We start from the raw sequence: 25,657 nt of genomic DNA on the forward strand, positions 1-25,657 counted from the left end.
CCCAGATCACCGGCCCGGTCTTTAGCCGGACTTAGCCGATGATGAGAGTGGGGTGAGACTTCCCGGCAGCCGCACCGTGGCGATCACTCCGCCGCCCTGCGCGTTGTCCAGCCGGACGCTCCCGCCCGCCTCCGCCACGGCCTGCGCCACGATCGCCAGCCCCAGGCCCGAGCCGGGCAGCGCGCGCGCCGACGGGGAGCGCCAGAACCGCTCGAAGACGTGCGGCAGTTCCTCGCGCGGGATGCCGGGCCCGTGGTCGCGCACGGTCAGCACGCCTGCGCGCAGCTTCACCTCGATGCCGTTCTCGCTGAACTTGCGGGCGTTGTCGATGAGGTTGAGCACCGCCCGTTCCAGTGAGGCGGCGTTGCCGACGGTGTACCACCGGCCGAGGTCGGTGCTCAGCTCCGCGCCGCGCAGCCTGGCCCGCTCGGCGGCGGCCCTCACCACCTCGTGCAGGGCCAGCTCCACGTGCGGCTCGTGGTCGGTGTCGCCCCTGGCCAGCATGAGCAGGTCGCCCACCAGCGCCGACAACTCGGCGAACTGGGCCTTCACGTTGACCAGCAGCCGCTCCTTGGCGGCCGGATCGAGCTGCCTGCCGGTCTGCTCACTGCGCAGCAGCAGGTCGATGTTGGTGCGCAGTGTGGTCAGCGGGGTGCGCAGCTCGTGGCCGGCGTCGGCGACGAGCTGGCGCTGGCGGTCGCGGGAGCCGGCCAGGGCGGCCGTCATCGCGTTGAAGGAGGCGCTCAGGCGGGCGATCTCGTCGTCGCCCTTGACGGGGATGGAGGTGTCGAGGTCCTCGGTGGTGGCGATGTGCTCGACCGCCCTGGTCAGCTCGCCGACCGGGCGCAGGGCCGTACGGGAGACGAACAGGCCCGCCGAGGCGGCGCCGAGCACGCCGAGGCCGGCCACGCCCGCGAGCAGGGCGGCCAGCGTGCTGAGGGAGTTCTGCAGGCGGTCGAGGCGGCGGGCGCTCATGACCGCCACGCCGGGCGCGACCCACTTGGTGACGACGCGGACCTGCGCCCCGTCGCTGGTGGCGCTCGTGTGCAGGCACTGGCCGCCGGAGCGGGCCACGCGCAGGTCGTCCTCGGTCACGCGGATCGGCGTGCCGAACGAGCAGGTCGGGCTCCGGTCGGCGTAGATGATCTGCTCGGAGTACGGCGGCGCGTAGGCGTCCGCGCGCGGCGGCTCGGTCGAGCACCTGACCAGGAGCTTGCTCAGGTCGGGCCGCTTGCCCGGCGGACCCTCCAGCTCATGGTCGAGCTGGCTGAGCAGCTCCATGCGCACGATGGAGAAGCACAGGACCGCCGAAAGCGCGACCGCCAGCGCCACCGCCGCCGTGACCAGCAACGTCATCCGGGCGCGCAGGCTGCTCCATCTCACGGCGCGTTCCGCAGCACGTAGCCGACGCCGCGCACGGTGTGGATCAGCCGGGGCTCGCCGCCCGCCTCGGTCTTGCGCCTCAGGTACATCACGTAGACGTCGAGGGAGTTGGAGGTCGGCTCGAAGTCGAAGCCCCACACCTCGCCGAGGATCTGGTCGCGGGTCAGCACCTGGCGCGGGTGGCTGAGCAGCAGTTCGAGCAACTGGTACTCGGTCCTGGTCAGGTCGAGCCTGCGGGCGCCGCGGGTGACCTCGCGGGTGGCCGGGTCCATGCGCAGGTCGGCGTAGGCGAGCAAGCCGTCCTGCGGCACGGCGCCGAGCGCGCTGCGCCGCAGCAGCGCCCGGACCCTGGCCAGCAGCTCGTCCAGCTCGAACGGCTTGACCAGGTAGTCGTCCGCGCCCGCGTCCAGGCCGGAGACGCGGTCGCCGACGGCGTCACGGGCGGTCAGCATCAGCACCGGCACGTGGTTGCCGCCCTGCCGCAGCCGCCGGCACGCGGTCAGCCCGTCGAGCCTGGGCATCATGACGTCCAGCAGCACCGCGTCGTACGCCTCGCGGGCCAGCTCCTCCAGCGCGGCCTGCCCGTCCACGGCCGTGGCCACCCGGTAGCCCTCGAACTCCAGGCTCGACTGCAGCGCCTCGCGCAGCGCCGGCTCGTCGTCCACCACCAGGAGTCTCATGGGCTCACTCATGGGCCAACGCTATGCCGCCATCATGAGAACTCGCTGAAGGTCAGGTCAGCAGCGACATGGCGGCGTTGTGGCCGGGGATGCCGCTGACCCCGCCGCCGCGCCGGGCCCCGGCCCCGCACAGCAGCAGCCTCGGGTGCCCGGTCTCGACACCCCAGCCGCCCTCGTCGGCGTACGGCCAGCTCAGGTCGCGGTGGAAGATGTGCCCGCCGGGCAACCCGGCCTCGTTCTCCAGATCGACGGGCGTCTTGGCCTCCAGGCAGGGCTCGCCCGCTGGGGTGGTGGCCAGGCAGTCCTCGATGGGCTCGGCCAGGACGGAGTTGATCGAGCGGAGCGTGGCGTCCAGGGCGTCGCGCCGCGACTTCTCCGGGTCGTCGCGGAAGAGGCGGGCGGGCATGTGCAGCCCGAACAACGTCATCGTCTCCCCGTCCTGGCCGAGGATGGACCGGTCGGTCAGCGAGTGGCAGTAGACCTCCGCGGGCGGCAGCTCCGGGATCTCGCCCCGCGCCGCCTGGGCGAAGGCCCGCGCGAGCTGCTCCCGGCTCTCGTTGATGTGGAAGGTGCCGCTGAAGGCCGCGTACGGCTCCACGCCGGTGTCCTTCAGCCGCGGCAGCCGCCGCAGCACCATGTTGACCTTGAGCTGGGCTCCCTCGGGCGTGTCCGGCTCGCGTCCCAGCAGCCGATCCAGTACGGCCGGCGGCACGTTGGCCAGCACCCGCTCCGCGGACACCACGTGCTCGGCCTCCCCCAGCCGGAAGGTCACCTCCCCGGCCTCCGGGTCGATCCCGATCACCTCGGCCCCGGTCCTGATCTCCGCCCCTGCCTCGCGGGCCGCCGTGGCCAGCGCGCCGGACACCGCGCCCATGCCGCCGACGGGGACGTTCCACTCCCCTGTCCCGTCCCCGACCACGTGGTAGAGGAAGCACCGGTTGGCCAGCAGGTCGGCGGCGGGGTCGGCGAACGTGCCGATGAGCGCGTCGGTCAGCACCACGCCGCGCACGGTGTCGTCGCCAAAGCGTGCCTCCACCGCCCGCCCGATCGGCTCGGCGAACATCTCCCCCCAGGCCCGCGCCCCGACCCGCCGCTCGACCTCGCGCGCCGAAGGCAGCGGCCCGAGCAGCGTGGGTGCCAGCGCCCGCGCCACCTCGGCGGTCATCCCGTAGAACTCATTCCAGGCCCGGTAGTCGCGTGCGCCGCCGGTGACGGCGCGGAAGGACTCCTCGGTACGGCCGGCGTCCTCGTTGTCCACCAGCAGCCCCGTCCGCCCGACCGGCGTGTAGGAGGCGTAACGCCGGCGCCGGAGCTCGACCCGCAGGCCCAGATCCGTGACGATCTTCGTCGGCAGCAGGCTGACCAGGTAGGAGTAACGCGACAGGCGCGCCTCGACCCCGGGAAAGGCCTGGGCCGAGATGGCCAGCCCGCCGACGTGGGCGAGCCGTTCGAGGACGAGCACCCGGCGACCGGCGCGGGCGAGATAGGCGGCGGCGACGAGCCCGTTGTGCCCGGCGCCCACGATGACGGCGTCATAACGCATGAGAGGTCCTTAAGCAGGAGGCAGGGATGGGACGGTGCGAACGACGCGCCGCTACAGCCCCGTCTGCCAGTGCGGCTCCGGCCGCAGCAGTTCCTCCCTGGACACCATGCCCGGGACCTTACCCGTCACGGATCGGTCAATACCACCTCCACATATCTGCGGTCCGGGGTGACCGCGACCACCCGGACCTTCAGCACGGTGTCCACCGCGTACTCCGTGGGCAGGCTCGCGCCCACCGCGGCGGTGCCCTCGAACCAGACGGGGTTCTGCTCGCCGTGCCAGGCCAGCACGGGGCGGCGGCCGATGGAGTGCACGACCACCGCGGGCTGGACGGCGGCGTCCTGGCCGAAGCGGGCGCGGTACTCGACGGTGATCTCGCCCTGGCTGGTCGGGACCACCGCGAGCACGGGGTCGTGCAGGTTCGCCTGGCCGAAGGCGGCCAGGCGGATGCGCGGTGAGGTGGACAGGTCCGGGCGGAGCACGCTGCTGGACGCGGCGAACTCCGGCACGTACCGGTAGAGGGCGGCCGGCGACAGGTTGCGGTCGCTGCGGAAGAAGCCGGGCGAGATCACGGTGACGCCGACGAACGCGGGCGGCGTCGGGACCGCGCGGTCCTGCACTCCGGTGAAGCCCATGACCGAGTAGTCGTCCTGGTAGACGTAGTCGCCGCAGGGGCCGAAGGCGTGCTCGAAGCCGATCACGTGGCCGATCTCGTGGTCGTAGAAGGACAGGAACCCGCCCTGGTCGAGGACGGCGGCGCCGCCGATGGCCCCGGAGTTGCACGGCGGCGGGTGCATGAACACCACGACGCGGTCCACGCCGTCGAAGCTGACGCCGTCGCGCTCGGCCTGCGCGCGGGTCTGGTTGACCATGCCGCCGCGGTCGTCGCGGTTGCCGACCTGCGAGATGCCGGTCAGCACGCGCCACGGCTCCACGCTGAAGCGCAGTTCGCGCAGCCGCAGGGTCGAGGCCGACCAGAAGTCGAGCATGCTCCAGCCGTTCGGCGCGTCGAGGACCTCGCTCAGCGCCGCGTCGGGCCAGACGGGGTGGACGTTGGCGTCGGGGGCGTTCGTCGCCCACGTGTAGCGCAGCACCTTCACGTTGAGTGGCCGCGTGTGCGTGCCGGTACGGCGCAGCAGTTCACGCACCGACACCTGGCCCGGCAGTCCCGCCTCGCGCCCCAGGGTGCGGACGCTGATCGGAAGCGACCGGACCGCCTTGCTCAGTCGTACGGAGAGCACGGCATTCCTCCAGCGGGGTCAGCGGAGCAGGACGAGGATCGGGATCAGCCCGATCCCCCGGTCGAGCGCGGACATGGCCTTGCCGATCACGGCGCCGAAGGAGCGGCCGGGATCGAGCGCCTTCATCGCGTGGCCGGGCGTGTCGGAGGTGGTGAGCAGGTCGCCGACGCCGACGGGGGCGTAGGAGGCGTCGACCCGGCAGTAGACCTTGCCGACGAGCGCGAGCGGGTAGCGTCCCGCGCGCTGGTCGCGGTGGTCGAGGATGACGCCGGGACGGTAGTCCCCCGCCCCCGAGACCACTCCGGCGACCTTGGAGTCGTAGGCGCTCGTGCTCATCCGTACCCGGTCGATTCCGTCGATCACGACGACCGTGCCGGGCACGACCTCATCGGTCTCGGTTTCCGCGAGCGAGAAATTCTCGGCCAGATCGGCTCCGGTGAGAAGGACGTCGCCGGTGACGATGACATTTCCCTTGAAGAATCCGGCGGGGCCGACGCCGCGATGGTCGGCGTAGAGCGCGGCACCGGTACTGTCCGCGTTGAGATTATAGGCGGCGATAGCCGCGGTATTAGGGGAATTGGTCTCGGCGTGAACGGCTTCATAAGCCTCACTTCTGGCGTCCACCGCGGCGCCGATCCCGGTCCTGACGAACACGCCGGGCCCGCGCCCGCGATTGTCGGCGAACAGCGAAGCGCCGGTGCCCGCCGGATTGACGTTGTAGGCGGCGATGGCGGCGACCTCGGCGGCGTTGGTCTCGGCGTGAAGCGCCTCGAACGCCTCACTCCTGGCGTCGAGAGCCGCCCCCGCGCCCGTCCGCACGAAGAGGCCGGGCCCACGCCCCCGGTTCTCCCCGACCAGGATGGCCCCGGTGCCCTCGGAGTTGAGGTTGTAGGCCGCCACGACCGCGGTGCCCGGAGAATTGGTCTCGGCGTGGACGGCCTCGAACCCTTCGCTCTTGGCGTCCACCGCGGCGCCGACACCCGTTCTGGCGAACAGACCGGGCCCGCGGCCCCGGTTCTCGGCGAACAGGGTGGCGCCGGTCCCTTCGGCGTTGAGGTTGTATGCGGCTATGGCGGCGTTCTGCGGGGAATTCGTGGTCGCGTGCACCCCGTCGAATTCCTGGCTGATGCCGTGAATTCCGGGGCCGCTCTTACTGGTGCCTTTAACCGCGGCTTCGCCGGGGCGCGAGGTCTCGCCGTGCAACGCAGGCATTGGGGGGCCTTTCATCGGACGCCTGGGTTCTTCAATATGTCACCCGGTTATCCGGCCAGCCAGGAGATAATCACCTTACTCGTTTATCAATTCGCCATTTAGCGGGATTTATAGACCACTTGGCCGGCCGGCGGGGGCCGTCGCGGCGGGACATGTGTCCGGCGTGGGAAGCGACCCCCACGATCGGCGCCCGCCGGCGGCGGCGGGTGGGGTGGGGGCGGCTTGCCGTAGAGGAGAGATTGAGAAGGGTCAGGGGCGGCTGGCGATGGAGAGAAGCGTTGCGGCGGGAGAGGGGAGCGTGCGGCCGCGGCGCCAGACCGCGCGCAGGCTGCGGACCAGGTTGAGGCCGGCCAGCGGCACCTCGACCAGCCGCCCGGTCGCGAGGTCGGCCTCGACGGCGTAGCCGCTCAGCACCGCGGGCGCCGCGCCCGCGGAGGCCGCGCCCTTCACCGCCGAGTTCGAGCCGAGCTCCAGCCGGGGGCTGGCCTGGTGAAGGTCGCGGAAGGCCAGGTCGAGCGTCTCGCGCGTGCCCGAGCCCGGCTCGCGCACCACCAGCGGCGTCGCGGCCAGTTCCGCCCCCCGCAGCACGGTACGGCGGCGCGCCCACGGATGCCCCGGCGCCACCACGACCACCAGCCGGTCGGTCCCGACCACACGCGAGTCCAGGCCCTCGGGCACGTTCGGCCCCTCCACGAAGCCCAGCTCGACCGACCTCGGCGTCCCGTCCGCGCCGGCCAGGACCAGCGCGGCCACCTCGGCGGAGTTCACCACGTCGAGCCCCACCTGCACGTCCGGCTCGCGGTTCTGGAACTCGCCCAGCCACCGCGGCACCAGATACTCGGCCACCGTCATCGATGAGGCCACCCGCAGGTGCGCCGCCTCGCTGAGCCGCACGGCCGCCGCCGCGCGCATGAGCTCCTGCGCCGCCGACAGCACCTGCGAGGCCCAGCCGGCGACCATCTTCCCCTCGGCGGTCAGCGCCGATCCACGCGGCGTACGCTCCAGCAGCGGCAGCCCGAGACGGCGTTCGAGCTGGGCGATGCGCTTGCTGGCCGACGGCTGGGCGATGCCCGCGGCGCGCGCGGCACGGCCCAGGCTGCCGAGCTCGCCCACGTCGACGAGGAGCTTCAGCGAGTCGAGATCCGGCAACGCGCTCATAGCCTAAGGCTATGACCTGCCAGGCAATGCCTGTCTACTGGGAGGTCCCGGACGGCCGGAGACTCGGATCATGGTCTCCCTCACCGTCACGCGCGCCTGGCCCCGCCTGCATCTGCCCGGCATCGCCCTGGCCGCGGCGGCGGTCGCGATGGCGCTGGTCGTGAGCCGGTTCCTGCCCGCGCTCAGCCCGGCGATCATCGCCGTGACGGCGGGGGCGGCCTTCCACAACCTCGGCTGGCTGCACGAGCGGCTGCGGCCGGGACTGCAGTTCGTCGCCAAGCGGGTGCTGCGGGTGGCGATCGTGCTGCTCGGCCTGCAGATCGCGCTGCCCCAGGTGCTCACGCTGGGCGCGCCGACGCTGCTGATCGTGGCGGCGGCGACCGGCCTCACGTTCGTGCTCACGCCGCTGCTCGGACGGTGGCTGCGGGTCGCGCCCGGCACGGCGCTGCTCATCGCCGCGGGGGTCAGCATCTGCGGCGCCTCGGCCATCGCCGCCATGCATGAGAGCGCCGACTCCGACGACGACGACGTGGCCTCCGCCCTGGGCGTCATCACCGTGTACGGCACCGCCGCCATCGTGGCCGTCCCGCTGCTGGCCGCCTGGCTGGGGCTGACGGGACGCCAGCTCGGGGTGTGGGCCGGGGCGGCGGTGCACGAGGTCGCCCAGGTGGCGGCGATCGGCGCGGCCTCCGGCGCGGCGGTGCTGGGGGTGGCGATCACGGCCAAGCTGGCCCGCGTGGTCCTGCTCGCGCCCATGGTCGCGGCCACCACCCTGCGCGCCCAGGCCGGAGCCACCTGCCGTACCCCGTCCGCGCCCGCCCGCCGGGGTGGGCGCCCGCCGATCATGCCGTTGTTCGTGGCCGGGTTCCTGGCGATGGTGGTGGTGCGCAGCCTCGGCGTCCTGCCCGAGGCGCTGACCTCGGCGGTGCCGCCGGTGACGAGCGTGCTGCTCGCCGCCGCGCTCTTCGGCCTCGGCACCAACATCGACCTGCGGAAACTGGCCAAGGGCGGGCGGGCCGTACTGCTGGGCGGGATCTCCACGGCGCTGATCACCGGCATCTCGCTGGCAGGGGTGGCGCTCCTGGTGTGATCTCGGGTGGACGCGTCAGGGATCGCCCCGTAACGTGCTCACTTTGGAACAACATCAGGAAATAGACCGTTCCAAAGAGTGCCACGTAAAAGGTCCCACAAGGAGCACATACCCGATCATGCGCACCACCGCCGACCCCATTCTCCAGCCCTCCGACGAGGTGTCCGCGGCCCTGGCCGAGGGCTCGCCCGTGGTCGCGCTGGAGTCCACGATCATCTCGCACGGCCTGCCCCAGCCCCGCAATCTGGAGGTGGCCAGGGAACTGGAGGCGGTCGTCAGGGACGCGGGCGCGGTGCCGGCCACGATCGCGGTGCTGGACGGCATTGCCAAGATCGGCCTGAACGAGGTCGAGCTGGAGCGCATCGCCACCGAATCCGGGCTGCGCAAGCTCGGCCAGCGTGACCTGCCGGTGGCCGCCGCGCTCAAGGCCAGCGGCGCCACCACCGTCTCGGCCACCTCGTTCCTGGCCGCGCGCGCGGGCATCCGGATCTTCGCCACGGGCGGGCTGGGCGGGGTCCACCGCGGCTGGACCGTGGAACAGGACGAGTCGGCCGACCTCGACACGCTGGCCCGCACCCGGATCACGATCGTCTGCGCGGGCGTGAAGTCCATCCTCGACGTGCCCTCGACGCTGCAGCGGCTGGAGACGCGCGGCGTGACCGTCGCCGGCTACCGCACCGACACCTTCCCCGGCTTCTACCTCCACACCTCCGGCGAGCCGATCGACTGGCGCATCGACGCTCCCGAGCAGGCCGCCGCCATCATGCGCGGCCAGGACGCCTTCGGCGGCCCAGAGACCGCGCTGATCGTGGCCAACCCGGTGCCCGAGGACCTGCAGCTCGACCCGGCCCTGCACGACCGCGTGCTGGGCGAGGCGCTGGCCGCCGCCGACCGCCAGGGCGTCACCGGCCAGGCGATCACCCCGTTCCTGCTCGACTACCTCGTGCGCGGTACCGGCGGCGCCTCCCTGGAGGCCAACCTCGCCGCCGTCCGCGGCAACGTCGCCCTCGCCTCTCGCATCGCCCTCGCCTGGGCCCAGTAGTGGACGGCGGGAGTGCCGAGGGCCTGCTCGTCATCGGCGACGTCGTCACCGACGTGGTGGCCGTGCACGGCACGCCGGTCGCCACGGGCACCGACACCGAGGCCGACATCGTGCTGCGCCCCGGCGGCTCGGGGGCGAACACCGCCTCCTGGGCCGCCCACCTGGGCGCGCCGACCGCCCTGCTGTCCCGCGTCGGCTACGACAGCAGCGAGTGGCACACGAACGAGCTGGTCAAGGCGGGTGTGCGCCCGCTGCTTTCCGTCGACTCCGACCATCCGACCGCGGTGGTCATCGCGATGGTCGACCGTACGGGCGAGCGGTCCATGCTCACCAACCGCGGCGCCAGCGGCCGGATCTCCCCCGCCGACTGGTCGCCGTCGATGCTGGACGGCATTCGCCATCTCCACCTGTCCGGGTACACCTTTTTCGCGGACCAGGGGCTCCAACTTGCCCGAAACGTGATGGCGGAGGCGGCCGGCCGAGGCGTCTCGATCAGCATCGACCCCGCCTCCACCGGACCATTGCGCGCCTTCGGCGTCGAACGGTTCCTGCGCGAGAGCGCCCCCGCCGGCCTCGTCATCCCCAACCGCGACGAGGCGCTGCTCCTCGCGGGCGCCACCACGCCAGAACGCGCCGCCGAACTGCTCAGCCAGAGGTACGGCACCGCGGTCGTGAAACTCGGCCCCGGCGGCGCGATCGCGGCCACGGACGGGCGGATCGTGGCTACGGCAGAGGCGCTGCCGAGCGAGGCGGTGGACTCGACGGGAGCCGGTGACGCGTTCGCCGCCGGGTATCTCACGGCCCGGCTTTCCGGGGCCGGAGAGGGGGCCGCGTTGCGGGCAGGATGCCGTGCGGGTGCCGATTGTGTGGCCCTAGTGGGGGGCCGTCCACGGTACGGTTTGCAGTTGAACCATCTTTACCCTATTCACACCGATTGATAGCTTTCCGCGTAGGCTGCACCACCAGCCACATGCATCACTCTGGGGAGGATACGGTCCGCCGATGGACGTCGAGTCATCGATCTGCCTGAGCGACCTGGTCCCTGCCCTGCGCTGGAGCCGTCCTCAGCAGGTAGCGGAGATCTTGGCCGATCCTCGGCTGCCGGCAGGGTGGTGGAGCTCGCTGGCGTTGTCCCGGGCACTCGGCGCGACGGGCCTCGACTGGGTGTGCGAGCGGCTCGCCCGCCTCGCCTCGGCTCGATGGGACCATCTGTCCCTCGCCGACGTACTGCCCGCGCTGACCGTCCATCACGTGGACCCGACGCTGCCCGGCTGGCCGGAACCGACCCGCTCGGCGATCAACGGCCTGGGCGGGTGGCACCGGCTGCGCCGCCTGTGTCCTGGCGACCTGGCCACGCCCGGTACGCCCGGGGAAGCGGTGATCGGCTCGGTCTTCCGCGAGATCCTCGCCCAGATCCCGATCCAGACCGGCCCCCTCCCTGCCCAGACCGGCCCCCTGCCCGTCCAGACCGCCCCCGGCGCCAAACCCCGGCCGGGCGCCTCCCATCCGGGCACGGCACCGTCCCACCCGGGCGCCACGTCCCACCCCGGCACAGCGCCTTCGCAACCAGGCGCCACGCCCTCCCAACCGAGTGGCGCACCCTCCCAACCGGGCGGCGCGCCCTCACAGCCGGGCGCCCTTCCCGCCCGCCCAGGAGCCCCGGCGCAGCCGGGCGCCGCGCCCACCCACCCGGGAGTCCCCTCACAACCAGGCGCCACGCCCGCCCACTCGGGCGCCATGCCCGCACAGCCGGGCACCGGACAACCGGGCGCCGCCCAGCCCGGTGGCGGTCAGCCCGGCGCCGCTCAGCCCGGTGGCGGTCAGCCCGGTGGCGCGCCTTCCCACCCCGGTGCCGTACCCAGTACTCCTTCTCGTGCCGGTGCACCCGCGCAGGCCGCGTCGCCCGCCGCGCCCGCCGACGGCCCGACCCGCCCGGTCGGTAGCACGCAGCCCTCCTCCGGAGCTCCATCGGTGCCAGGAGCGCCGGGAGGCACCGTGCCCGGCCGGGCACCAGCCGCCGGCCCCGGCCAGAACGCCGCGATACCGGGCCAGACCGGCGCCGGCCAGGGCGTCACCTCCCCTGGGCAAGCAGTCCCCGGGCAGGCAGCCCTTGGGCAGGCAGCCCCTGGGCAAGCGGCTCCCGGACAGGCGGCTCCCGGACAGAACGTCGCGGGCCAGGGCGGTGCCGGTCAGGCTGGTGCGCCACCGGCCGGCCCCGGTGCTCCCGGTTCCTCCGGCGCGCTGCCCCAGCGCCTGCCCGGCGCCCCGCTCCCGAGCCCCACCCCGGAACCGTCGGACACCGACCACGCCATGGTCCGCGTGGTGGACGGGCTGTTCCGCGCCATGGACCGCCTCGAACTGGCCGTGGCCACCCACCGGCTGTTCGCCGAGGACCCGGTCAGCCTGCGCACGCTGGCCCACAAGATGCTCGTCGAGCGTGACGTCCTGTCCCAGGCCCAGCGCATGGCCGAGGAACGTGTCCTGCACTGGCTGCGCTCGTCGGAGTCCGCGCCGGTGACCGGCCACATGTTCCGCCTCACCGAGTGGCTCGGCGCCGCCGCCACGCAGGAGCAGCTGATCGGCGCCGACCCAGCCCACCCGGTGATCGTCCCCTCGCTGCGCAGCCCCCTGTGGCGCGTGCTGGTCACGCTCATGCCCGACCGCCGCCTGCAGGACGGCTGGCTCGTCGTCGGCGACCTGCACGGCCTGCAGAACCGCACCCGCCAGCTCCTGGCCACGGCCCCGAACGACACGGACCGCCACGAACTGCTCGAACAGCTCGGCATCCGCCGCCACTCCGCGCAGGCCTGGCTGGACGCCCTGCCGCCGGAGTCACCCCGCCGCCCGGCCGCCCCGGCCGCCGAACCGGCGCCGCAGCAGCCGCTGCCCCGCCGTACCCCCGGAGCGAACGGGCACCACCACCGGGGCGGCACGCCGATCCCGGCCGCGCCCGCCGGGAACATCGACCCGTCGGCGGCGCTCGCGACGCTATCGGCGCTGTCGGGCGGACGCTCGCCGATGCTGGCCGGCACGCCCTCGACGCCGCCGCCCCCGCCGCCGAGCCCGACGTCGGATCCGCGCCGCTGGCAGCGCATCGAGGTCACGCCCGAGCACCTGCGCGGCGGCCCGGTACCGGTGCCGGAGGGGTACGCGGCCCAGCTGGGCATGCGGCCCGGCACGCTGCTGTCGGTCACCGGGCCGGGCGACAACGCGATCGTGCTGGTCTGGCAGGGGCACCAGCCGGTGTTCGACTCGCTGCAGCCGGTGCTCATGCGCCTCAACGCGCGGCCCGGCGACCAGGTCTACGTGACCGTCGACGGCTACCGGCTGGAGGCCCAGCTAACCGGCTGAGCCCTCGAACAGTCCCGTGCGGTGCGCGGTGGCGGCCGCCTCCCCGCGGGAGGAGACGCCCAGCTTGCCCAGGATGTTCGAGACGTGCACGCTGACGGTCTTGACCGAGATGAACAGCTCGCCGCCGATCTCCCGGTTACTCTTGCCGTCGGTGAGCAGCCGCAGTACCTCCAGCTCGCGCGCGGTCAGCCCGAACTGCGGCGCCTGCGGCTCCGGCTCGTCGGCCACCGCGATGCGCGCCCGCCGCGCGAACGAGTCGAGCTCCTCCAGCAGCGTCCGCGCGCCCAGCCGCTCGGCCCGCTCACGCGCCCTGGTCAGCCGCTCGGCCGCGTCCTTGCGCGCGCCCGCCGCGTGCGCGGCCCTGGCCGCCCCCGCCAAAGCCCTGGCCTCCTGGTACGGCTGCCGCAACCCGGCCCAGGCCTCCGCGGCCGCGTCCCAGGCGACCAGATCGTCGGCCGCCCCCGCGATCGCGTTGAACGTCAGCCGCTCCGCCTCCTGCAGCACGCCCTCGGCCGTCATCCACCGCGCCTGCGCCTTGGCCTCCTCCAGCACCGCGCCGCCCAGGAGGGCGCACGGGATGAGCACCGGCCACGCGTAGCGGGGGCTGGCGGCCAGGTCCTGCTCGCGCAGCACGCGCATGGCCGCCTCCGCCGCCTCCTCCATCCGCCCCCGGGCGGTGTGCAGGTCGATCTCGCGGGCGGCGACGGGCAGCATGTGCTGGTCGCGGTAGATGGCGCGCTTGATCACGCTCTGCTGCGCCGCGAACATCGCCTCGGCCTTGTCGAGGTCGCCGCGCCACAGCGCGATGTCGCCGACGAACCCCTGCAGGCTCGCCCGGTACGGCGCGGGCGGCGCCAGGTCCAGCGCGTGCTCGATCACTTCCAGCGCCTCGTCCCACCGGCCCAGCGAGACCAGCGGCTCGGCCAGGTTGATCGCCAGGAACGTGCCCGAGGTGCGGGCCAGGCCGTACTCCTCGGCGTCGGCGATGCCGCGGCGGGCCACCTTGACCGCCTCCTCGTGCCAGCCGGCGCCCTCCAGCCGGTCGGACTCGGAGATCGCGGTGCGCATCAGCGCGTTGTAGGCCTTGTCGCCCATGGCGATCTCACGGGCTTCGGCGAACTTCACCAGCCCCGCCTCCACGTCGCCGAACCTGAACCTGCCCCACGCCAGGGTCGTCAGCCCGTGCGCCTCGGTGGCGCCGTCGCCGACGGCACGCGCGATGCGTACCGCCTCCTCGGCGTAGGCGATCTTGTCCGGCCACATCTCGCGCGTGTTGCACATGCGCGCGAGCGACTCGGCGATCTGGGCGCGCAGCTTGGTGGGCGGCTCGGCGGGGACCAGCTTCGCCGCCGCCTGCAGGTCCTCCAGGTTGCCCGTGCGGCCCAGGTCGTAGCGGAGCAGCCCGCGCAACCTGAGCAGCAGCGCGGTGCGCACCGGGTCGGTGACCGGGTCGACCTCCTCCAGCGCGGCGCTGGCCAGCGAGATGCCGCGGTCGAACTCCCCGGCGTTGAAGGCCACCGCGGCCGCGGCGCGCAGCACCTGAACGCGGTCGGCGCCGATGCGTTCGGCGGCGTCGGGGACCTTCGACCACAGTTCGAGCACGCGCGAGAGCATCCGCAACTGCTCGTCGTAGGCGGCCGACTTGCGCGCGGCGGCAGCCGCCTTCCAGGCGCTGACCAGCCCCCACAGCGCGTCGTGCGCCGCGTGCCAGTGGTGGGCCAGTTCGATGGCGCCGCGCGGGGCGGGCAGGATCGCCAGGTCGCGTTCGAGCGCCTCGGCGAAGCGGGTGTGCAGCCGGGAGTGCTCGCCGGGCAGCAGGTCGTCGTGGAGCGCCTCGCGGATCAGCGCGTGGCGGAAGGCGTAGCCCTCGCCGTCCACCACCAGCACGTTGCCCGCGACGGCCGGCCGCAGGGAGCGCGAGAGTTCGCCGTCGTCGAGCCCGGTCACCGCGAGCAGCAGGTCGTGCTCGATGCGCTGGCCGCCGGCGCTGGCCACCCGCATGAGCTCCTGTGTCTCCTCCGGCAGCCGTTCGACGCTGGCCAGCAGCAGGTCGCGCAGCGATTCCGGCAGGCTGTCACCGCCGCCGCCCTCGCTCAGCAGCGCCTCCACGAACAGCGGGTTGCCCTCGCTGCGGGCGTAGATCTCGTCGATGGCGACGGGCGACGGCTCGTGTTCGAGGATGCTGGCGGCCTGGGCGACGACCTGCCTGCGGGTCAGGCGGCCGAGTTCGATCCTGGTCACCCAGTCGACGCGGCCCAGCTCGGCCAGCAGGGGGCGTAGCGGATGGGTGCGGTGCAGTTCGTCGGTGCGGTAGGTCACGACGATGAGCAACGGCACGTCGGTGCGCTGGTAGCGCACGAGGAAGGAGAGCAGGTCGCGGGTGGATCGGTCGGCCCAGTGGGCGTCCTCGATCACCATGAGCACCGGCCGCTGCTCCGCCAGGTGCTCCAGCAGGCCGAGCACCAGCTCGAACAGCCGGGCGCGCGCCTCGGCGCCGTCGCCGTCCGGCTCGCCGAAGTCGGGCAGCAGGCGGGCCAGGCCGCGCGTGTTGCCACCGGGCACCAGCGCGGACATGCCGTCGTGCCCGATGTCGCGCAGCAGCCGCCGCAGGACCGCGGTGAACGGCGCGAACGGCAGGCCGTCCGTGCCCAGTTCCAGGCAGTGACCGACGAGCCGGCGGGCGTCGCCGATCCGCTCGGCGAACTCCTTGATCAGGCGGGTCTTGCCGACGCCCGCCTCGCCGCCGACCAGCACGGTCGAGGCCGACCCGGACCGGGCGCGGGCCAGCGCACGACCGAGCGCGCCGAGTTCACTCGCGCGCCCGACGAACCGGGGGCTCACCGTATGGATGCTCACGCCCCATAGGATGCCACCTGACTAGGACAGAACGGTCACCTAAGTACCTTGCGGAAGAACGTCGCCGACTCCTCGTAGCCCAGAGCGGAGTAGAACTCGGGCGCCCGGCGGGTCGCCATGGCCACGTATCCCGCCTCGCGCTCGCGCGCCCAGCGCTCGAAATCCTCCAGCAGCGAGCGGCCGATGCCCTGGCGGCGCGAGCCGGTCTGCACCATGGCCTCCTCGACCCAGGCCACGGGCCCGTTCGCGAAGAGCGTCAAATGAACGAAGCCGAGCAGGTATCCGGTGACCCGCCCGCCGGCCACCGCCGCCAGGAGCAGCGCGTCCTCGTTGCGCAACAACTGCGGCAGGGCCACGTCGAACGCCTCACGCTCCGGGCGGAACGTCATCCCGAACTCGCGGGCCAGCGCGAAGATCTCGTCCGCGTCGCCCTTCTCGGCCCGCCTGATTACAAGATCGTCAGATGTCACCCTGCGCACCCTACTTCACCGATGCCGATTTATAGCTCTGCAACCGGACAATCACGAATTGTGGTCAAGGCAGGGAGAATAGCGAACGCAGGGTGCTCTACACCACCACCCAGCGTCATAGATCGGACAGGCCGAGCTGGCGGGCGATCAGCATGCGCTGAACCTCGCTGGTGCCCTCGCCGATCTCCAGGATCTTGGCGTCGCGGTAGAAGCGGCCGACCGGGAACTCGTTCATGAAGCCGTAGCCGCCGAAGATCTGGGTGGCCTCGCGGGAGTTGTCCATGGCGGCGTTGGAGGAGACGAGCTTGGCGATCGCCGCCTCCTTCTTGAACGGCTGACCGGCCAGCATCTTCTCCGCCGCGTGGTAGTAGGCCAGGCGGGAGGTGTGGGTCCGCGCCTCCATGTCGGCGATCTTGAACTGGATCGCCTGGTAGTGGCCGATCGGGTGGCCGAAGGCCTGGCGTTCGCGGACGTAGCGCAGGCACTCGTCCACGCAGCCCTGGGCCAGGCCGACGCTGAGGGCGGCGATGGCGATGCGGCCCTCGTCGAGGGTCTGCAGGAACTGCGCGTAGCCCCGGCCGCGCTCGCCCAGCAGGTTCTCGGCCGGGACCCGGCAGTCGGTGAAGGACAGCTCACGGGTGTCGGAGGCGTTCCAGCCGACCTTGGAGTACTTCTTGGAGACGGTGAAGCCGGGCGTGCCCGCCGGGACCAGGATCGTCGAGATCTCCGGCTTACCCCCACGCGTGTGGGGAGCGGCTTCACCACCGGAGTCACGGTACCCCGTGATCGCCGCCACGCCGACGAATCCGGTGATGTCGGTGCCCGAGTTGGTGATGAACGCCTTGGTCCCGTTGATCACCCACTCGCCGCCGTCCAGGACGGCGGTGGTCCGCATGCCGCCCGGCACGTCGGAGCCGCCGCCGGGCTCGGTGAGACCGAACGCGCCCAGCATCTCCCCGGTGGCCAGCTTGGGCAGCCAGGTGGCCTTCTGCTCGGCCGTACCGAAACGATAGATCGGCATCGCGCCCAGCGAGACCGCGGCCTCCAGCGTGATCGACACGCTGGAGTCGACCCGCGCCAGCTCCTCCAGAGCCAGGCACAGCGCGAAGTAGTCGCCGCCCATGCCGCCGTGCTCCTCCGGCAGCGGCAGCCCGAACAGGCCCATCGCGCCCATCTGCCGGACGATGTCGTAAGGGAACTCCTCGCGCTCGTAGTAGTCGCCGATCACCGGCGCCACGACCTCGCGGGCGAACGCCTCGACGGTCTTGCGCAGCTCGGAATACTCGTCGTTGAGCATGGCTAGTCCTTTTGGGAGGGGGCCGACTGGGTTGGGGCCTTCTGCGAGAGGGCTTGGACGACGCGGGATGGGCTCGGCCGGCCCAGCCGTTCGGCGAGCCAGACGCTTGTGGCGACCAGCTCGTCCAGGTTGAGCCCGGTCTCGATGCCGAGACCGTTGAGCATCCAGACCAGGTCCTCCGTGGCGAGGTTGCCGGTGGCCGATCCGGCGAACGGGCAGCCGCCGATGCCGCCGGTCGAGGCGTCGACCACGGTGACCCCTGCCTTCAGCGCGGCCATCGTGTTGGCCAGGGCCTGGCCGTAGGTGTCGTGGAAGTGGACGGCCAGCCGTTCGGGCGAGCCGAACGCCTCGACCAGCGCGGTGGCGTGGCCGGGGGTGCCGACGCCGATGGTGTCGCCCAGCGACAGCTCGAAGCACCCGAGGTCGAGCAGCCGCGTGCCGACGCCCACGACCTGCTCGATCGGGGTCGGGCCCTCCCACGGGTCGCCGAAGACCATGGACACGTACGCCCGCACCCTGAGCCCGTGCTCCAGCGCCCCGGCGATCACCGGCTCGAACATCTCGAACTGCGACTCCAGGCCGCGGTTGAGGTTGCGGTTGGCGAAGATCTCGGTGGCGCTGGCGAAGACGGCGATCTCCTCGACGCCGCTCTCCAGCGCCCGGTCGAGCCCCTTGAGATTCGGCACCAGCACCGGATAGCGGATGCCGGGCACGCGTTCGAGCCTGGCCAGCAGCTCACCGGAGTCGGCCAGCTGGGGCACCCACGTGGGGTGGACGAAGCTGGTCGTCTCGATCACCGTGTGCCCGGCGGCGGCGAGGCGGTCGATGAACTCCGCCTTCACCTCGACGGGGACGACCGCCTTCTCGTTCTGCAGGCCGTCGCGGGGGCCGACCTCGTAGACGGTGACCCGCTCCGGCAGGCCGTCGAGCTTGTGCATCACGCCTCCACCACGGCGAGGACCGCGTCCATGTCCACGGACTGGCCCGCCCGTACCGGGAGTTCGCGCACCACGCCGTCCACGGGCGCGGTGACGGTGTGCTCCATCTTCATCGCCTCCACGACGACCAGCGGCTGGTCCTTGGAGACCTGGTCGCCGACGGCCGCCTTGACCAGCAGGACCGTGCCCGGCATCGGGCTGCGCACGACGCCGTCGCCGCCGCCCGCCGCGCCCGGCCGGTCGCCGGGGTCGCCGATGCGGTGTCTGGTCAGCGCCCATGCGCCGCCGTCGCGCCCGATCCACACGGTCTCGCCGTCGCGCGCGAACGTGTAGGAGGTGACCCGCCCGCCGAGCGTCAGCACGGCCCTCTCCCCCGCGACCCGCACCTTCGCCGGTACGGCTCGCGCCCGCACGTCCGCCCCCGGCACGGCTTCGTGCCCGGCCGGTGGCTCCTCGGCGCCGCCTGGCAGCCGGATCTCCGCGCCGGTGGCGGGCAGGCCGCGTACGGCCACCTCGTGCACGCCCTCGCGGGACTCCAGCCGCAGCGTCGTCCAGGCCCGCTCGCCCATCCGCCAGCCGTCGGCCACGTCCCACGGATCGCGCCCGGCCGGAGCGCCGTGGAAGATCAGCGCGCCCACGGCCAGCACGTCCGCCGGGGTCGCGGCGGACAGGTCCAGGCCGGGCAGGACGCGTTCCACCAGCCCGGTGTCCAGCTCGCCCGCCACCACCTCGGGCCGCGTCACCAGCGCCCGCAGGAACGGGATGTTGGTCGTCACACCCAGCACCGTCGTGCGCCCGAGCGCCCGGTCGAGCGCCCTGAGCGCCTCCTCACGCGTGGGCGCCCAGGCGACGACCTTGGAGAGCATCGGGTCGAAGTCGCTGCCGACCACCGTGCCCGCCGCCAGCGAGGAGTCGACCCGCACGCCGGAGGGCTCCGCCAGCGCGAGTACCCGGCCGCCGGTGGGCAGGAAACTTCTGGCCGGGTCCTCGGCGTACACGCGGGCCTCGACGGCGTGGCCGCGCAGCCATACCTCGGGCTGGGTGAACGTCAGCGGCTCGCCCGCGGCCACCCGCAGCTGGAGCTCCACGAGGTCCATGTCCGTGACCAGCTCGGTGACGGGGTGTTCGACCTGGAGACGGGTGTTCATCTCCATGAAGTGGTAGTCGCCGGTGGTGCCGTCGACGATGAACTCGACCGTGCCGGCGCCGGTGTAGCCGACCGAGCGTGCCGCCTCGACCGCCGCCGCGCCCATGGCGGCGCGCGTCTCGGGGGTGACGAAGGGCGAGGGCGCCTCTTCGATGATCTTCTGGTGCCTGCGCTGGAGGCTGCACTCGCGCTCGCCCAGGTGCACGACGGCACCGTGGGTGTCGGCGAGCACCTGGATCTCGATGTGCCTCGGGTTCTCGATGAAGCGCTCGATGAGCAGGGTGCCGTCGCCGAAGGCGTTCACGGCGGTGCGGCGCGCCGACTCCAGGGCCTCGGGCAGTTCCGCGGCCGTACGGACGAGCACCATGCCCTTGCCGCCGCCGCCGGCCGATGGCTTGATCAGCGCGGGGAAGGCGTTCCAGGCACGGAGGTCGTCGGCGGGCTCGGCGCCGCCGGGCACCACGGGCACCCCGGCAGCGGCGACCGTGGCCTTGGCGCGGATCTTGTCGCCCATGGCCTCGATGGCCTCGGCGGGCGGCCCGATGAAGACCAGCCCTTCCTTCGCGCAGAGCCGGGCGAACTGCGCGTTCTCCGCGAGAAACCCATAGCCCGGGTGTACGGCTTGCGCGCCGGTGTCACGGGCGGCGGCCACGATAGCCCCCATGTCCAGATATTTCGGGACCTGGAGGGCTTGGTCCGCCTCGCGGACGTGCAGGGCGCCGGCGTCGGCCTCGGTGTAGACGGCGACGCTCGTGACGCCCATCGTGCGCAAGGTCCGGATGATCCGGACGGCGATCTCGCCGCGGTTGGCGATCAGAACGGTGGAGAACATCGTCACATCCTGAAGACGCCGTAGCCGATGGGTTCCAGCGGCGCGTTGGCCGCCGCCGACAGCGCCAGCCCGAGCACCGTGCGGGTGTCGGCCGGGTCGATCACGCCGTCGTCCCAGAGCCTGGCGGTGGAGTAGTAGGGGTTGCCCTGGTCCTCGTACTGCGCGCGGATGGCGTCGGCGTCGGCGTTGCCCACGGTCGTGAGCACGTTGGCCGCCTGCTCGCCGCCCATGACCGAGATGCGGGCGTTCGGCCACATCCACAGGAACCGCGGCGAGTACGCCCGCCCCGCCATCGCGTAGTTCCCGGCGCCGAAGGAGCCGCCGATGATCACCGTGAACTTCGGCACCCGCGCGCACGAGACCGCGGTGACCATCTTGGCCCCGTGCTTGGCGATGCCGCCCGCCTCATATGCCTTGCCGACCATGAACCCGCTGATGTTCTGCAGGAACACCAGCGGCACCTGGCGCCGGTCGCACAACTCGATGAAGTGGGCGCCCTTGAGCGCCGACTCGGCGAACAGGATGCCGTTGTTGGCGATGATCCCGACCGGGTGGCCGTGGATGTGGGCGAAGCCGGTGACCAGCGTGTGCCCGTACTCGGCCTTGAACTCCTGGAAGCGCGAGCCGTCCACGACCCGCCCGATGACCTCGCGCACGTCGTACGGCTGCCGCGTGTCCGCCGGCACGATGCCGTAGAGGTCGCGCGGGTCGAGCAGCGGCTCCTCCGGCTCGGCGCTCGCCCAGGGGCGGGGCTGCCGGGGGGCCAGCGTGGCGACGATGTCCCTGACGATGGCCAGCGCGTGGGCGTCGTCCTCGGCCAGGTGGTCGGTGACGCCGCTGATCCGGGCGTGCAGGTCGCCGCCGCCCAGCTCCTCCGCGGTGACCTCCTCGCCGGTGGCCGCCTTGACCAGCGGCGGGCCGCCCAGGAAGATCGTGCCCTGGTTGCGGACGATGACCGCCTCGTCGCTCATGGCCGGGACGTAGGCGCCGCCGGCCGTACAGGATCCGAGGACGGCGGCGATCTGCGGGATGCCGCGCGCGGACATCGTGGCCTGGTTGTAGAAGATGCGCCCGAAGTGCTCGCGGTCGGGGAAGACCTCGTCCTGCTTGGGGAGGAAGGCTCCGCCGGAGTCGACGAGGTAGACGCAGGGGAGGTTGTTGTGGAGCGCCACCTCCTGGGCACGCAGGTGCTTCTTGACCGTCATCGGGTAGTACGTGCCGCCCTTGACCGTCGCGTCGTTGGCGACGATCACACATTCGCGGCCCGAGACCCGGCCGATGCCGGTGATGATGCCCGCGGCGGGCGCCTGATCGTCGTAGAGCCCGTTGGCCGCCAGCGGCGACAGCTCCAGGAAGCGCGAACCCGGGTCGAGCAGCCCGTCCACGCGGTCGCGCGGCAACAGCTTGCCGCGCTCCACGTGGCGTTGCCGCGAGCGCTCAGGTCCGCCGAGCGCCGCGCGGGCGAGCCTGTCGCGCAACTCGGCGGCGAGCCGCTCGTTGAGGTCGGCGTTGGCCTTGAAAGCCTCGCCCCCGAGGTCGGCGACCGTTTTCAGCACCGGCCAGTGAGTCATGCTGGAAAGGTTAGTCATCATTAACGTCTATGTCTAGAATGTGAGACATGAGCACTCCTACCCGCAGCCGAGGGGCCAGACGCGCCGAGATCCTCGACGCCGCCGCCCGGCTCTTCGCCGAACGCGGCTTCCACGGGGTCTCGATCGAGGAGCTCGGGGCCGCGGTGGGAGTGTCGGGCCCCGCCCTCTACAAGCACTTCAGCGGCAAGGAGGCGTTGCTGGCCGAGATGCTGCTGGGCATCAGCTCCCGGCTGCACAGCGGGGCCGGCGACCTGGTCACGGCCGCCGGGACGCCGGAGGAGGCGCTGTCCGCGCTGCTGCGTGGGCACATCGCGTTCTCGCTGCGGGAGCCGTACCTGATCACCGTGCACGACCGGGAACTGGGCAACGTGCCCGAGCCGCAGCGGCGGCAGATCCGCCGCCTGCAGCGGCTGTACGTGGAGGAATGGGTCACCGTCCTGACCGAACTGCGGCCCGGCCGCCCCGCCGCCCGGCTGCGCGCGGCCACGCACGCCGTCTTCGGCCTGCTCAACTCCACCCCGCACAGCGCCGGCGACCTGCCCGCCGACGACACCGCCACCCTGTTGTACGAGCTCGCCCACACCGCCCTGGTTAACATCCCCTAACCAGAGCAGCATCCCCGCGCACCTTGCCGCGGCGCCTCTGCCCGCCTCGCGCCGGAGATCGCCTTTGCCCTGGGCGCTTTGCCCTGGGCCCCCTTTGCCCTGGGCGCCGTTGCCCTGGGCGCCTTTGCCCTGGGCGCCTTCTCGCGGCGCGGTCCGCCTGTGGCCGCCCCGCTCCCCTGAGTCACCGATGGTCCGGTTAATTGCTTGCGACTGCCAATTATCTAGATATATCTTTGAAGCATCTAGATAGTAGAAGGGTGATCATCGTGCATGAATCCGATGACTGGCCCGAGGCGTTCGCCCCCTTGGGCACACCGTTCCACGCGACGGGCCCGCCGATCCCCGCGACGGCCCCGCGCGTACGGCGGGGGGACGTGCGGGCGGCGTTGCTGGCGCTGATCCACGAGGGGCCGCGCAACGGGTACCAGATGATCCAGGACATCGCCGAGCGCAGCCGCGGCGTCTGGCGGCCGAGTCCCGGCTCGGTCTATCCGGCGCTCCAGCAGCTTGAGGACGAAGGCCTGGTCAGCGGTGGCGAGTCCGGCGGCAGCCGTACCTTCCAGCTCACCGAGCAGGGGCGTGAGCAGGCGGAGCGGCTGGCGACGGGGTGCGCGCCGTGGGACGAGGTCGCGCGCACGGTCCCCGAGGACCGGCACGAGCTGCGGCTCCTGTGGGGGGCGCTGGGCGAGGCGTTCGTCCACCTGACCCATACGGCCAACGACCGTCAGGTCGCCGAGGCCAAGAAGCTGCTCCGGCAGACACGCAAGTCGGTGTTCCAGATCCTGGCGGAGGATTAGATGACGTTAACTCCGGCGGTAGCCGTACAAGATCTGAAAAAGAGCTACGGAAAGGTCGACGCGGTCAAAGGCGTCAGCTTCGAGGTCCGGCCGGGAGAGGTGTTCGGCTTCCTCGGCCCGAACGGCGCCGGCAAGACCACGACCATCAGCATGCTCTGCACGCTGGTCAACCCCACCGGCGGCAGCGCCAGCGTGGCCGGCCACGACGTGGTCGGCGCCCGCGACGAGGTGCGGCGCAACATCGGGCTGGTGTTCCAGGACCCGACCCTCGACGGGTACCTGTCCGCGGAGCAGAATCTCCGCTTCCATGCCGAGCTGTACGGCGTGCCGCGCCACATCGTCGGCGACCGGATCCGCCAGGTCATGGAGATGGTGGCGCTCTGGGACCGCAAGGACGCCAAGGTCATGACGTTCTCCGGCGGCATGAAACGGCGCCTGGAGATCGCCCGCGGCCTGCTCCACTCGCCCAGGGTGCTGTTCCTGGACGAGCCCACGGTCGGCCTCGACCCGCAGACCAGGGCCGCCATCTGGGGCTACATCAACAAGCTGCGCCTGAGCGAGGACATCACGATCTTCATGACGACGCACTACATGGAGGAAGCCGAGTACTGCGACCGCATCGCCATCATCGACCACGGCGAGATCGTCGTCGTGGACTCCCCCGAGGCGCTCAAGGCCAGCGTCGGCAAGGACCGCGTGCAGATCCACACCGGCGATGACGAACGTGCCATCACCGCGCTGCGCGAGCGGTTCGGTCTCGAGGCGACGGTGCACGAGGGGGCGGTGACGTTCGCGGTCGCCTCGGGTGAGGAGTTCGTGCCCCGGCTCTTCGCCGAACTCGGTCAGCCGATCAGGTCGGTGAGCGTCTCGCGGCCCTCGCTCGACGACGTCTTCATGTCCTACACCGGCTCCACCATCAGGGACGCCGAAGCCGACGACAAGAACGCCTGGATGAGAGCGATGGTGCGCCGATGACCACCGGAACCATCTCGGTCGTGGTGCCGGCCCGCAGCGCCGGGCACGACCTGCGCGCGGTCAAAGTGGTGCTCCACCGCGAGATGCTGCGCTTCCTCAGCGACCGTACGCGGATGTTGTCCATGCTCTTCCAGCCGGTGCTGTGGTTGTTCGTCATGGGCACCGGGCTGGGGTCACTGGTGCAGGGGAGCATCCCCGGCGTCGACTATCGCACCTTCATGTATCCCGGGATGATCTCGATGACGGTCATCATGACCGGGATGTTCTCGGCCGGGTCGATCGTGTGGGACCGGGAGTTCGGCTTCCTGCGCGAGATGCTCGTCGCGCCGGTCTCCCGTGGTGCCATCGTGCTCGGGAAGTGCCTCGGCGGCGCCATCGTGGCCACCGCGCAGGGCGTCGTGATCCTCGCGATGGCGGGGCTGGTGGGCGTGCCGTACTCCGGGACGCTGATGGTGACGTTGCTGGCCGAGATGTTCCTGGCGGCGTTCACGATCACCGCCTTCGGGGTGATGCTGGCGGCGCGGATGAAGAACATGCAGACGTTCTTCGGGCTGATGCAGATGGCCATCATGCCGATGATGTTCCTGTCCGGGGCGATGTTCCCGCTGGCCAACCTGCCGTCGTGGCTGCACGTCCTGACCGTGGTCAACCCGATGACGTACGCGGTGGACCCGATGCGGCAGGCCGTCTTCTCCCACCTTTCCGTGCCGCCGGAGGTGAACGCGATGCTGAACCCGGGCGTGCAGTGGTTCGGGTGGCAGGTGCCGGTCCTCCTGGAGCTCGGCGTCGTCGCCGGGCTGGGGGCGGCGTTGCTGGGGGTGGGGATCATCCAGTTCCGGCGGGCCGACTGAGTCTCCATGCCGGTTCGATATACCGCACCGCGTTCTGTCGGTGACGGAGGGTATCTTTCCCGATGGCATCTTCGCCCCCTCCCTTTCGAAGGAGACGCCTGTGCATGTCAGCGAGATCGACCTTCCGCTTCTGGAGCGGCGTGTCACTGTACTGGAAGGAGCTATATTCAGCGGCGTGCCTATGCTGAGCATCGCCGACCGGTTCGACGCGCTGCACACGCGCATCGACGAGACCAGCCGCAACATCATCGAGAAGATGGAAGAGCGGTTCGACGCGGTCGACCTCAGGTTCGACGGCATCGACCAGCGGTTCGACACGCTGGAAGCAAGCATCAACGAGCGGTTCGAGAAGGTCGACGAACGGTTCCAGAAGATCGACGAACGGTTCGAGCAGCTGGAAGACCGGATGACCCGAGTAGAGGGTCAGCTGGTCGACATCAAGGCCATGCTGATCAGTCTGGGTGCCAAGAACCCCAACTAGCCCGATTCCCTGATGCCCCGGGCTCGATGGTGGGCCCGGGGCGCCGGGGGTCCTCCGAATGGGGGATGCCGGGTGGCGGGGTGGGGGATGCCGGGGGGCGCGACCGGACGCGAGCA

At 71.8% G+C, this 25,657-nt stretch carries 21 protein-coding genes; 9 read left to right on the forward strand and 12 right to left on the reverse strand.

Annotated elements, in window-relative coordinates; genetic code table 11:
• Positions 1 to 21 precede the first annotated feature (21 nt).
• The 6 genes from ACIBKY_RS15365 to ACIBKY_RS15390 form a co-directional block, all read right to left on the reverse strand.
• Positions 22 to 1,383: a sensor histidine kinase gene (locus tag ACIBKY_RS15365; protein WP_397097281.1), complete on the reverse strand. Its 1,362-nt coding sequence runs from the start codon at positions 1,381 to 1,383 to the stop codon at positions 22 to 24.
• On the reverse strand, positions 1,380 to 2,063 hold the full coding sequence (locus ACIBKY_RS15370) for a response regulator transcription factor (RefSeq protein ID WP_397097678.1): 684 nt from the start codon (positions 2,061 to 2,063) through the stop codon (positions 1,380 to 1,382). Before ACIBKY_RS15370 ends, ACIBKY_RS15365 begins: the two co-directional genes overlap by 4 nt.
• A gap of 52 nt (positions 2,064 to 2,115) precedes the next feature.
• Entirely contained in the window at positions 2,116 to 3,606 is a 1,491-nt protein-coding gene (locus ACIBKY_RS15375) for a phytoene desaturase family protein (protein ID WP_397097282.1), read from the reverse strand.
• A gap of 125 nt (positions 3,607 to 3,731) precedes the next feature.
• Entirely contained in the window at positions 3,732 to 4,847 is a 1,116-nt protein-coding gene (locus tag ACIBKY_RS15380) for a hypothetical protein (protein ID WP_397097283.1), read from the reverse strand.
• Positions 4,848 to 4,865: 18 nt separating this feature from the next.
• Positions 4,866 to 6,059: a hypothetical protein gene (locus ACIBKY_RS15385; protein ID WP_397097284.1), complete on the reverse strand. Its 1,194-nt coding sequence runs from the start codon at positions 6,057 to 6,059 to the stop codon at positions 4,866 to 4,868.
• A gap of 249 nt (positions 6,060 to 6,308) precedes the next feature.
• The gene (locus ACIBKY_RS15390) at positions 6,309 to 7,217 is read right to left on the reverse strand and encodes a LysR family transcriptional regulator (RefSeq protein WP_397097285.1); all 909 of its coding nucleotides are present in this window, start codon (positions 7,215 to 7,217) and stop codon (positions 6,309 to 6,311) included.
• A 70-nt stretch (positions 7,218 to 7,287) separates the two neighbouring features.
• Between ACIBKY_RS15390 and ACIBKY_RS15395 the strand changes: the two genes are divergently transcribed.
• From ACIBKY_RS15395 to ACIBKY_RS15410, 4 genes are all read left to right on the forward strand, one after another.
• Positions 7,288 to 8,307 (forward strand): YeiH family protein, encoded by a 1,020-nt coding sequence (locus tag ACIBKY_RS15395; RefSeq protein WP_397097286.1) that lies wholly within the window; start codon positions 7,288 to 7,290, stop codon positions 8,305 to 8,307.
• Positions 8,308 to 8,425: 118 nt separating this feature from the next.
• Entirely contained in the window at positions 8,426 to 9,349 is a 924-nt protein-coding gene (locus ACIBKY_RS15400) for a pseudouridine-5'-phosphate glycosidase (RefSeq protein ID WP_397097287.1), read from the forward strand.
• Positions 9,349 to 10,287 carry a carbohydrate kinase family protein gene (locus tag ACIBKY_RS15405; protein ID WP_397097288.1) on the forward strand — a complete coding sequence of 313 codons (939 nt, stop codon included), beginning with the start codon at positions 9,349 to 9,351 and terminating at the stop codon, positions 10,285 to 10,287. The genes ACIBKY_RS15400 and ACIBKY_RS15405 overlap by 1 nt, the downstream gene beginning before the upstream one ends.
• Before the next feature lie 64 nt (positions 10,288 to 10,351).
• Positions 10,352 to 12,700, forward strand: coding sequence for a hypothetical protein (locus ACIBKY_RS15410; RefSeq protein ID WP_397097289.1), 2,349 nt, complete (start codon positions 10,352 to 10,354; stop codon positions 12,698 to 12,700).
• On the opposite strand, the gene ACIBKY_RS15415 is transcribed toward ACIBKY_RS15410, so the two are convergent.
• The 6 genes from ACIBKY_RS15415 to ACIBKY_RS15440 all read right to left on the reverse strand — a co-directional run bounded on the left by ACIBKY_RS15415 (position 12,689) and on the right by ACIBKY_RS15440 (position 21,811).
• A complete protein-coding gene (locus ACIBKY_RS15415) occupies positions 12,689 to 15,556 on the reverse strand; it encodes an AAA family ATPase (protein WP_397097290.1) in 2,868 nt (955 codons plus the stop codon). The two genes, ACIBKY_RS15410 and ACIBKY_RS15415, sit on opposite strands and share 12 nt — an antisense overlap.
• Positions 15,557 to 15,591: 35 nt before the next feature.
• Entirely contained in the window at positions 15,592 to 16,026 is a 435-nt protein-coding gene (locus ACIBKY_RS15420) for a GNAT family N-acetyltransferase (protein WP_379613378.1), read from the reverse strand.
• A gap of 115 nt (positions 16,027 to 16,141) precedes the next feature.
• Positions 16,142 to 17,323 carry an acyl-CoA dehydrogenase family protein gene (locus ACIBKY_RS15425; RefSeq protein WP_397097291.1) on the reverse strand — a complete coding sequence of 394 codons (1,182 nt, stop codon included), beginning with the start codon at positions 17,321 to 17,323 and terminating at the stop codon, positions 16,142 to 16,144.
• Between the two features lie 2 nt (positions 17,324 to 17,325).
• The gene (locus ACIBKY_RS15430; protein ID WP_397097292.1) at positions 17,326 to 18,261 is read right to left on the reverse strand and encodes a hydroxymethylglutaryl-CoA lyase; all 936 of its coding nucleotides are present in this window, start codon (positions 18,259 to 18,261) and stop codon (positions 17,326 to 17,328) included.
• The gene (locus ACIBKY_RS15435; protein WP_397097293.1) at positions 18,261 to 20,240 is read right to left on the reverse strand and encodes a biotin carboxylase N-terminal domain-containing protein; all 1,980 of its coding nucleotides are present in this window, start codon (positions 20,238 to 20,240) and stop codon (positions 18,261 to 18,263) included. The genes ACIBKY_RS15430 and ACIBKY_RS15435 overlap by 1 nt, the downstream gene beginning before the upstream one ends.
• 2 nt (positions 20,241 to 20,242) lie before the next feature.
• Positions 20,243 to 21,811, reverse strand: coding sequence for a carboxyl transferase domain-containing protein (locus tag ACIBKY_RS15440; RefSeq protein ID WP_397097294.1), 1,569 nt, complete (start codon positions 21,809 to 21,811; stop codon positions 20,243 to 20,245).
• Positions 21,812 to 21,858: 47 nt separating this feature from the next.
• On the opposite strand from ACIBKY_RS15440, the gene ACIBKY_RS15445 reads away from it, so the two are divergent.
• The 5 genes from ACIBKY_RS15445 to ACIBKY_RS15465 all read left to right on the forward strand — a co-directional run bounded on the left by ACIBKY_RS15445 (position 21,859) and on the right by ACIBKY_RS15465 (position 25,541).
• Positions 21,859 to 22,437: a TetR/AcrR family transcriptional regulator gene (locus tag ACIBKY_RS15445; protein ID WP_397097295.1), complete on the forward strand. Its 579-nt coding sequence runs from the start codon at positions 21,859 to 21,861 to the stop codon at positions 22,435 to 22,437.
• Between the two features lie 266 nt (positions 22,438 to 22,703).
• On the forward strand, positions 22,704 to 23,234 hold the full coding sequence (locus tag ACIBKY_RS15450) for a PadR family transcriptional regulator (protein WP_397097296.1): 531 nt from the start codon (positions 22,704 to 22,706) through the stop codon (positions 23,232 to 23,234).
• Positions 23,235 to 24,209, forward strand: coding sequence for an ATP-binding cassette domain-containing protein (locus ACIBKY_RS15455; protein WP_397097297.1), 975 nt, complete (start codon positions 23,235 to 23,237; stop codon positions 24,207 to 24,209).
• Positions 24,206 to 25,060: an ABC transporter permease gene (locus tag ACIBKY_RS15460; protein WP_397097298.1), complete on the forward strand. Its 855-nt coding sequence runs from the start codon at positions 24,206 to 24,208 to the stop codon at positions 25,058 to 25,060. The genes ACIBKY_RS15455 and ACIBKY_RS15460 overlap by 4 nt, the downstream gene beginning before the upstream one ends.
• A 100-nt stretch (positions 25,061 to 25,160) precedes the next feature.
• Positions 25,161 to 25,541: a hypothetical protein gene (locus ACIBKY_RS15465; protein ID WP_397097299.1), complete on the forward strand. Its 381-nt coding sequence runs from the start codon at positions 25,161 to 25,163 to the stop codon at positions 25,539 to 25,541.
• Positions 25,542 to 25,657: the final 116 nt, after the last annotated feature.

Origin of the sequence: Nonomuraea sp. NPDC050394 (genome assembly GCF_044459065.1) — a bacterium.
Classification (GTDB): Bacteria; Actinomycetota; Actinomycetes; order Streptosporangiales; family Streptosporangiaceae; genus Nonomuraea.

Excerpts from the sequence above, each read along its gene's own strand:
- ACIBKY_RS15425 (WP_397097291.1), bottom strand. The coding sequence starts at position 17,323 with ATGCTCAACGACGAGTATTCCGAGCTGCGCAAGACCGTCGAGGCGTTC.
- ACIBKY_RS15435 (WP_397097293.1), bottom strand. The coding sequence starts at position 20,240 with ATGTTCTCCACCGTTCTGATCGCCAACCGCGGCGAGATCGCCGTCCGG.
- ACIBKY_RS15445 (WP_397097295.1), top strand. The coding sequence starts at position 21,859 with ATGAGCACTCCTACCCGCAGCCGAGGGGCCAGACGCGCCGAGATCCTC.
- ACIBKY_RS15375 (WP_397097282.1), bottom strand. The coding sequence starts at position 3,606 with ATGCGTTATGACGCCGTCATCGTGGGCGCCGGGCACAACGGGCTCGTC.
- ACIBKY_RS15455 (WP_397097297.1), top strand. The coding sequence starts at position 23,235 with ATGACGTTAACTCCGGCGGTAGCCGTACAAGATCTGAAAAAGAGCTAC.
- ACIBKY_RS15410 (WP_397097289.1), top strand. The coding sequence starts at position 10,352 with ATGGACGTCGAGTCATCGATCTGCCTGAGCGACCTGGTCCCTGCCCTG.
- ACIBKY_RS15395 (WP_397097286.1), top strand. The coding sequence starts at position 7,288 with ATGGTCTCCCTCACCGTCACGCGCGCCTGGCCCCGCCTGCATCTGCCC.
- ACIBKY_RS15370 (WP_397097678.1), bottom strand. The coding sequence starts at position 2,063 with ATGAGACTCCTGGTGGTGGACGACGAGCCGGCGCTGCGCGAGGCGCTG.
- ACIBKY_RS15430 (WP_397097292.1), bottom strand. The coding sequence starts at position 18,261 with ATGCACAAGCTCGACGGCCTGCCGGAGCGGGTCACCGTCTACGAGGTC.
- ACIBKY_RS15460 (WP_397097298.1), top strand. The coding sequence starts at position 24,206 with ATGACCACCGGAACCATCTCGGTCGTGGTGCCGGCCCGCAGCGCCGGG.
- ACIBKY_RS15440 (WP_397097294.1), bottom strand. The coding sequence starts at position 21,811 with ATGACTCACTGGCCGGTGCTGAAAACGGTCGCCGACCTCGGGGGCGAG.
- ACIBKY_RS15385 (WP_397097284.1), bottom strand. The coding sequence starts at position 6,059 with ATGCCTGCGTTGCACGGCGAGACCTCGCGCCCCGGCGAAGCCGCGGTT.
- ACIBKY_RS15400 (WP_397097287.1), top strand. The coding sequence starts at position 8,426 with ATGCGCACCACCGCCGACCCCATTCTCCAGCCCTCCGACGAGGTGTCC.
- ACIBKY_RS15390 (WP_397097285.1), bottom strand. The coding sequence starts at position 7,217 with ATGAGCGCGTTGCCGGATCTCGACTCGCTGAAGCTCCTCGTCGACGTG.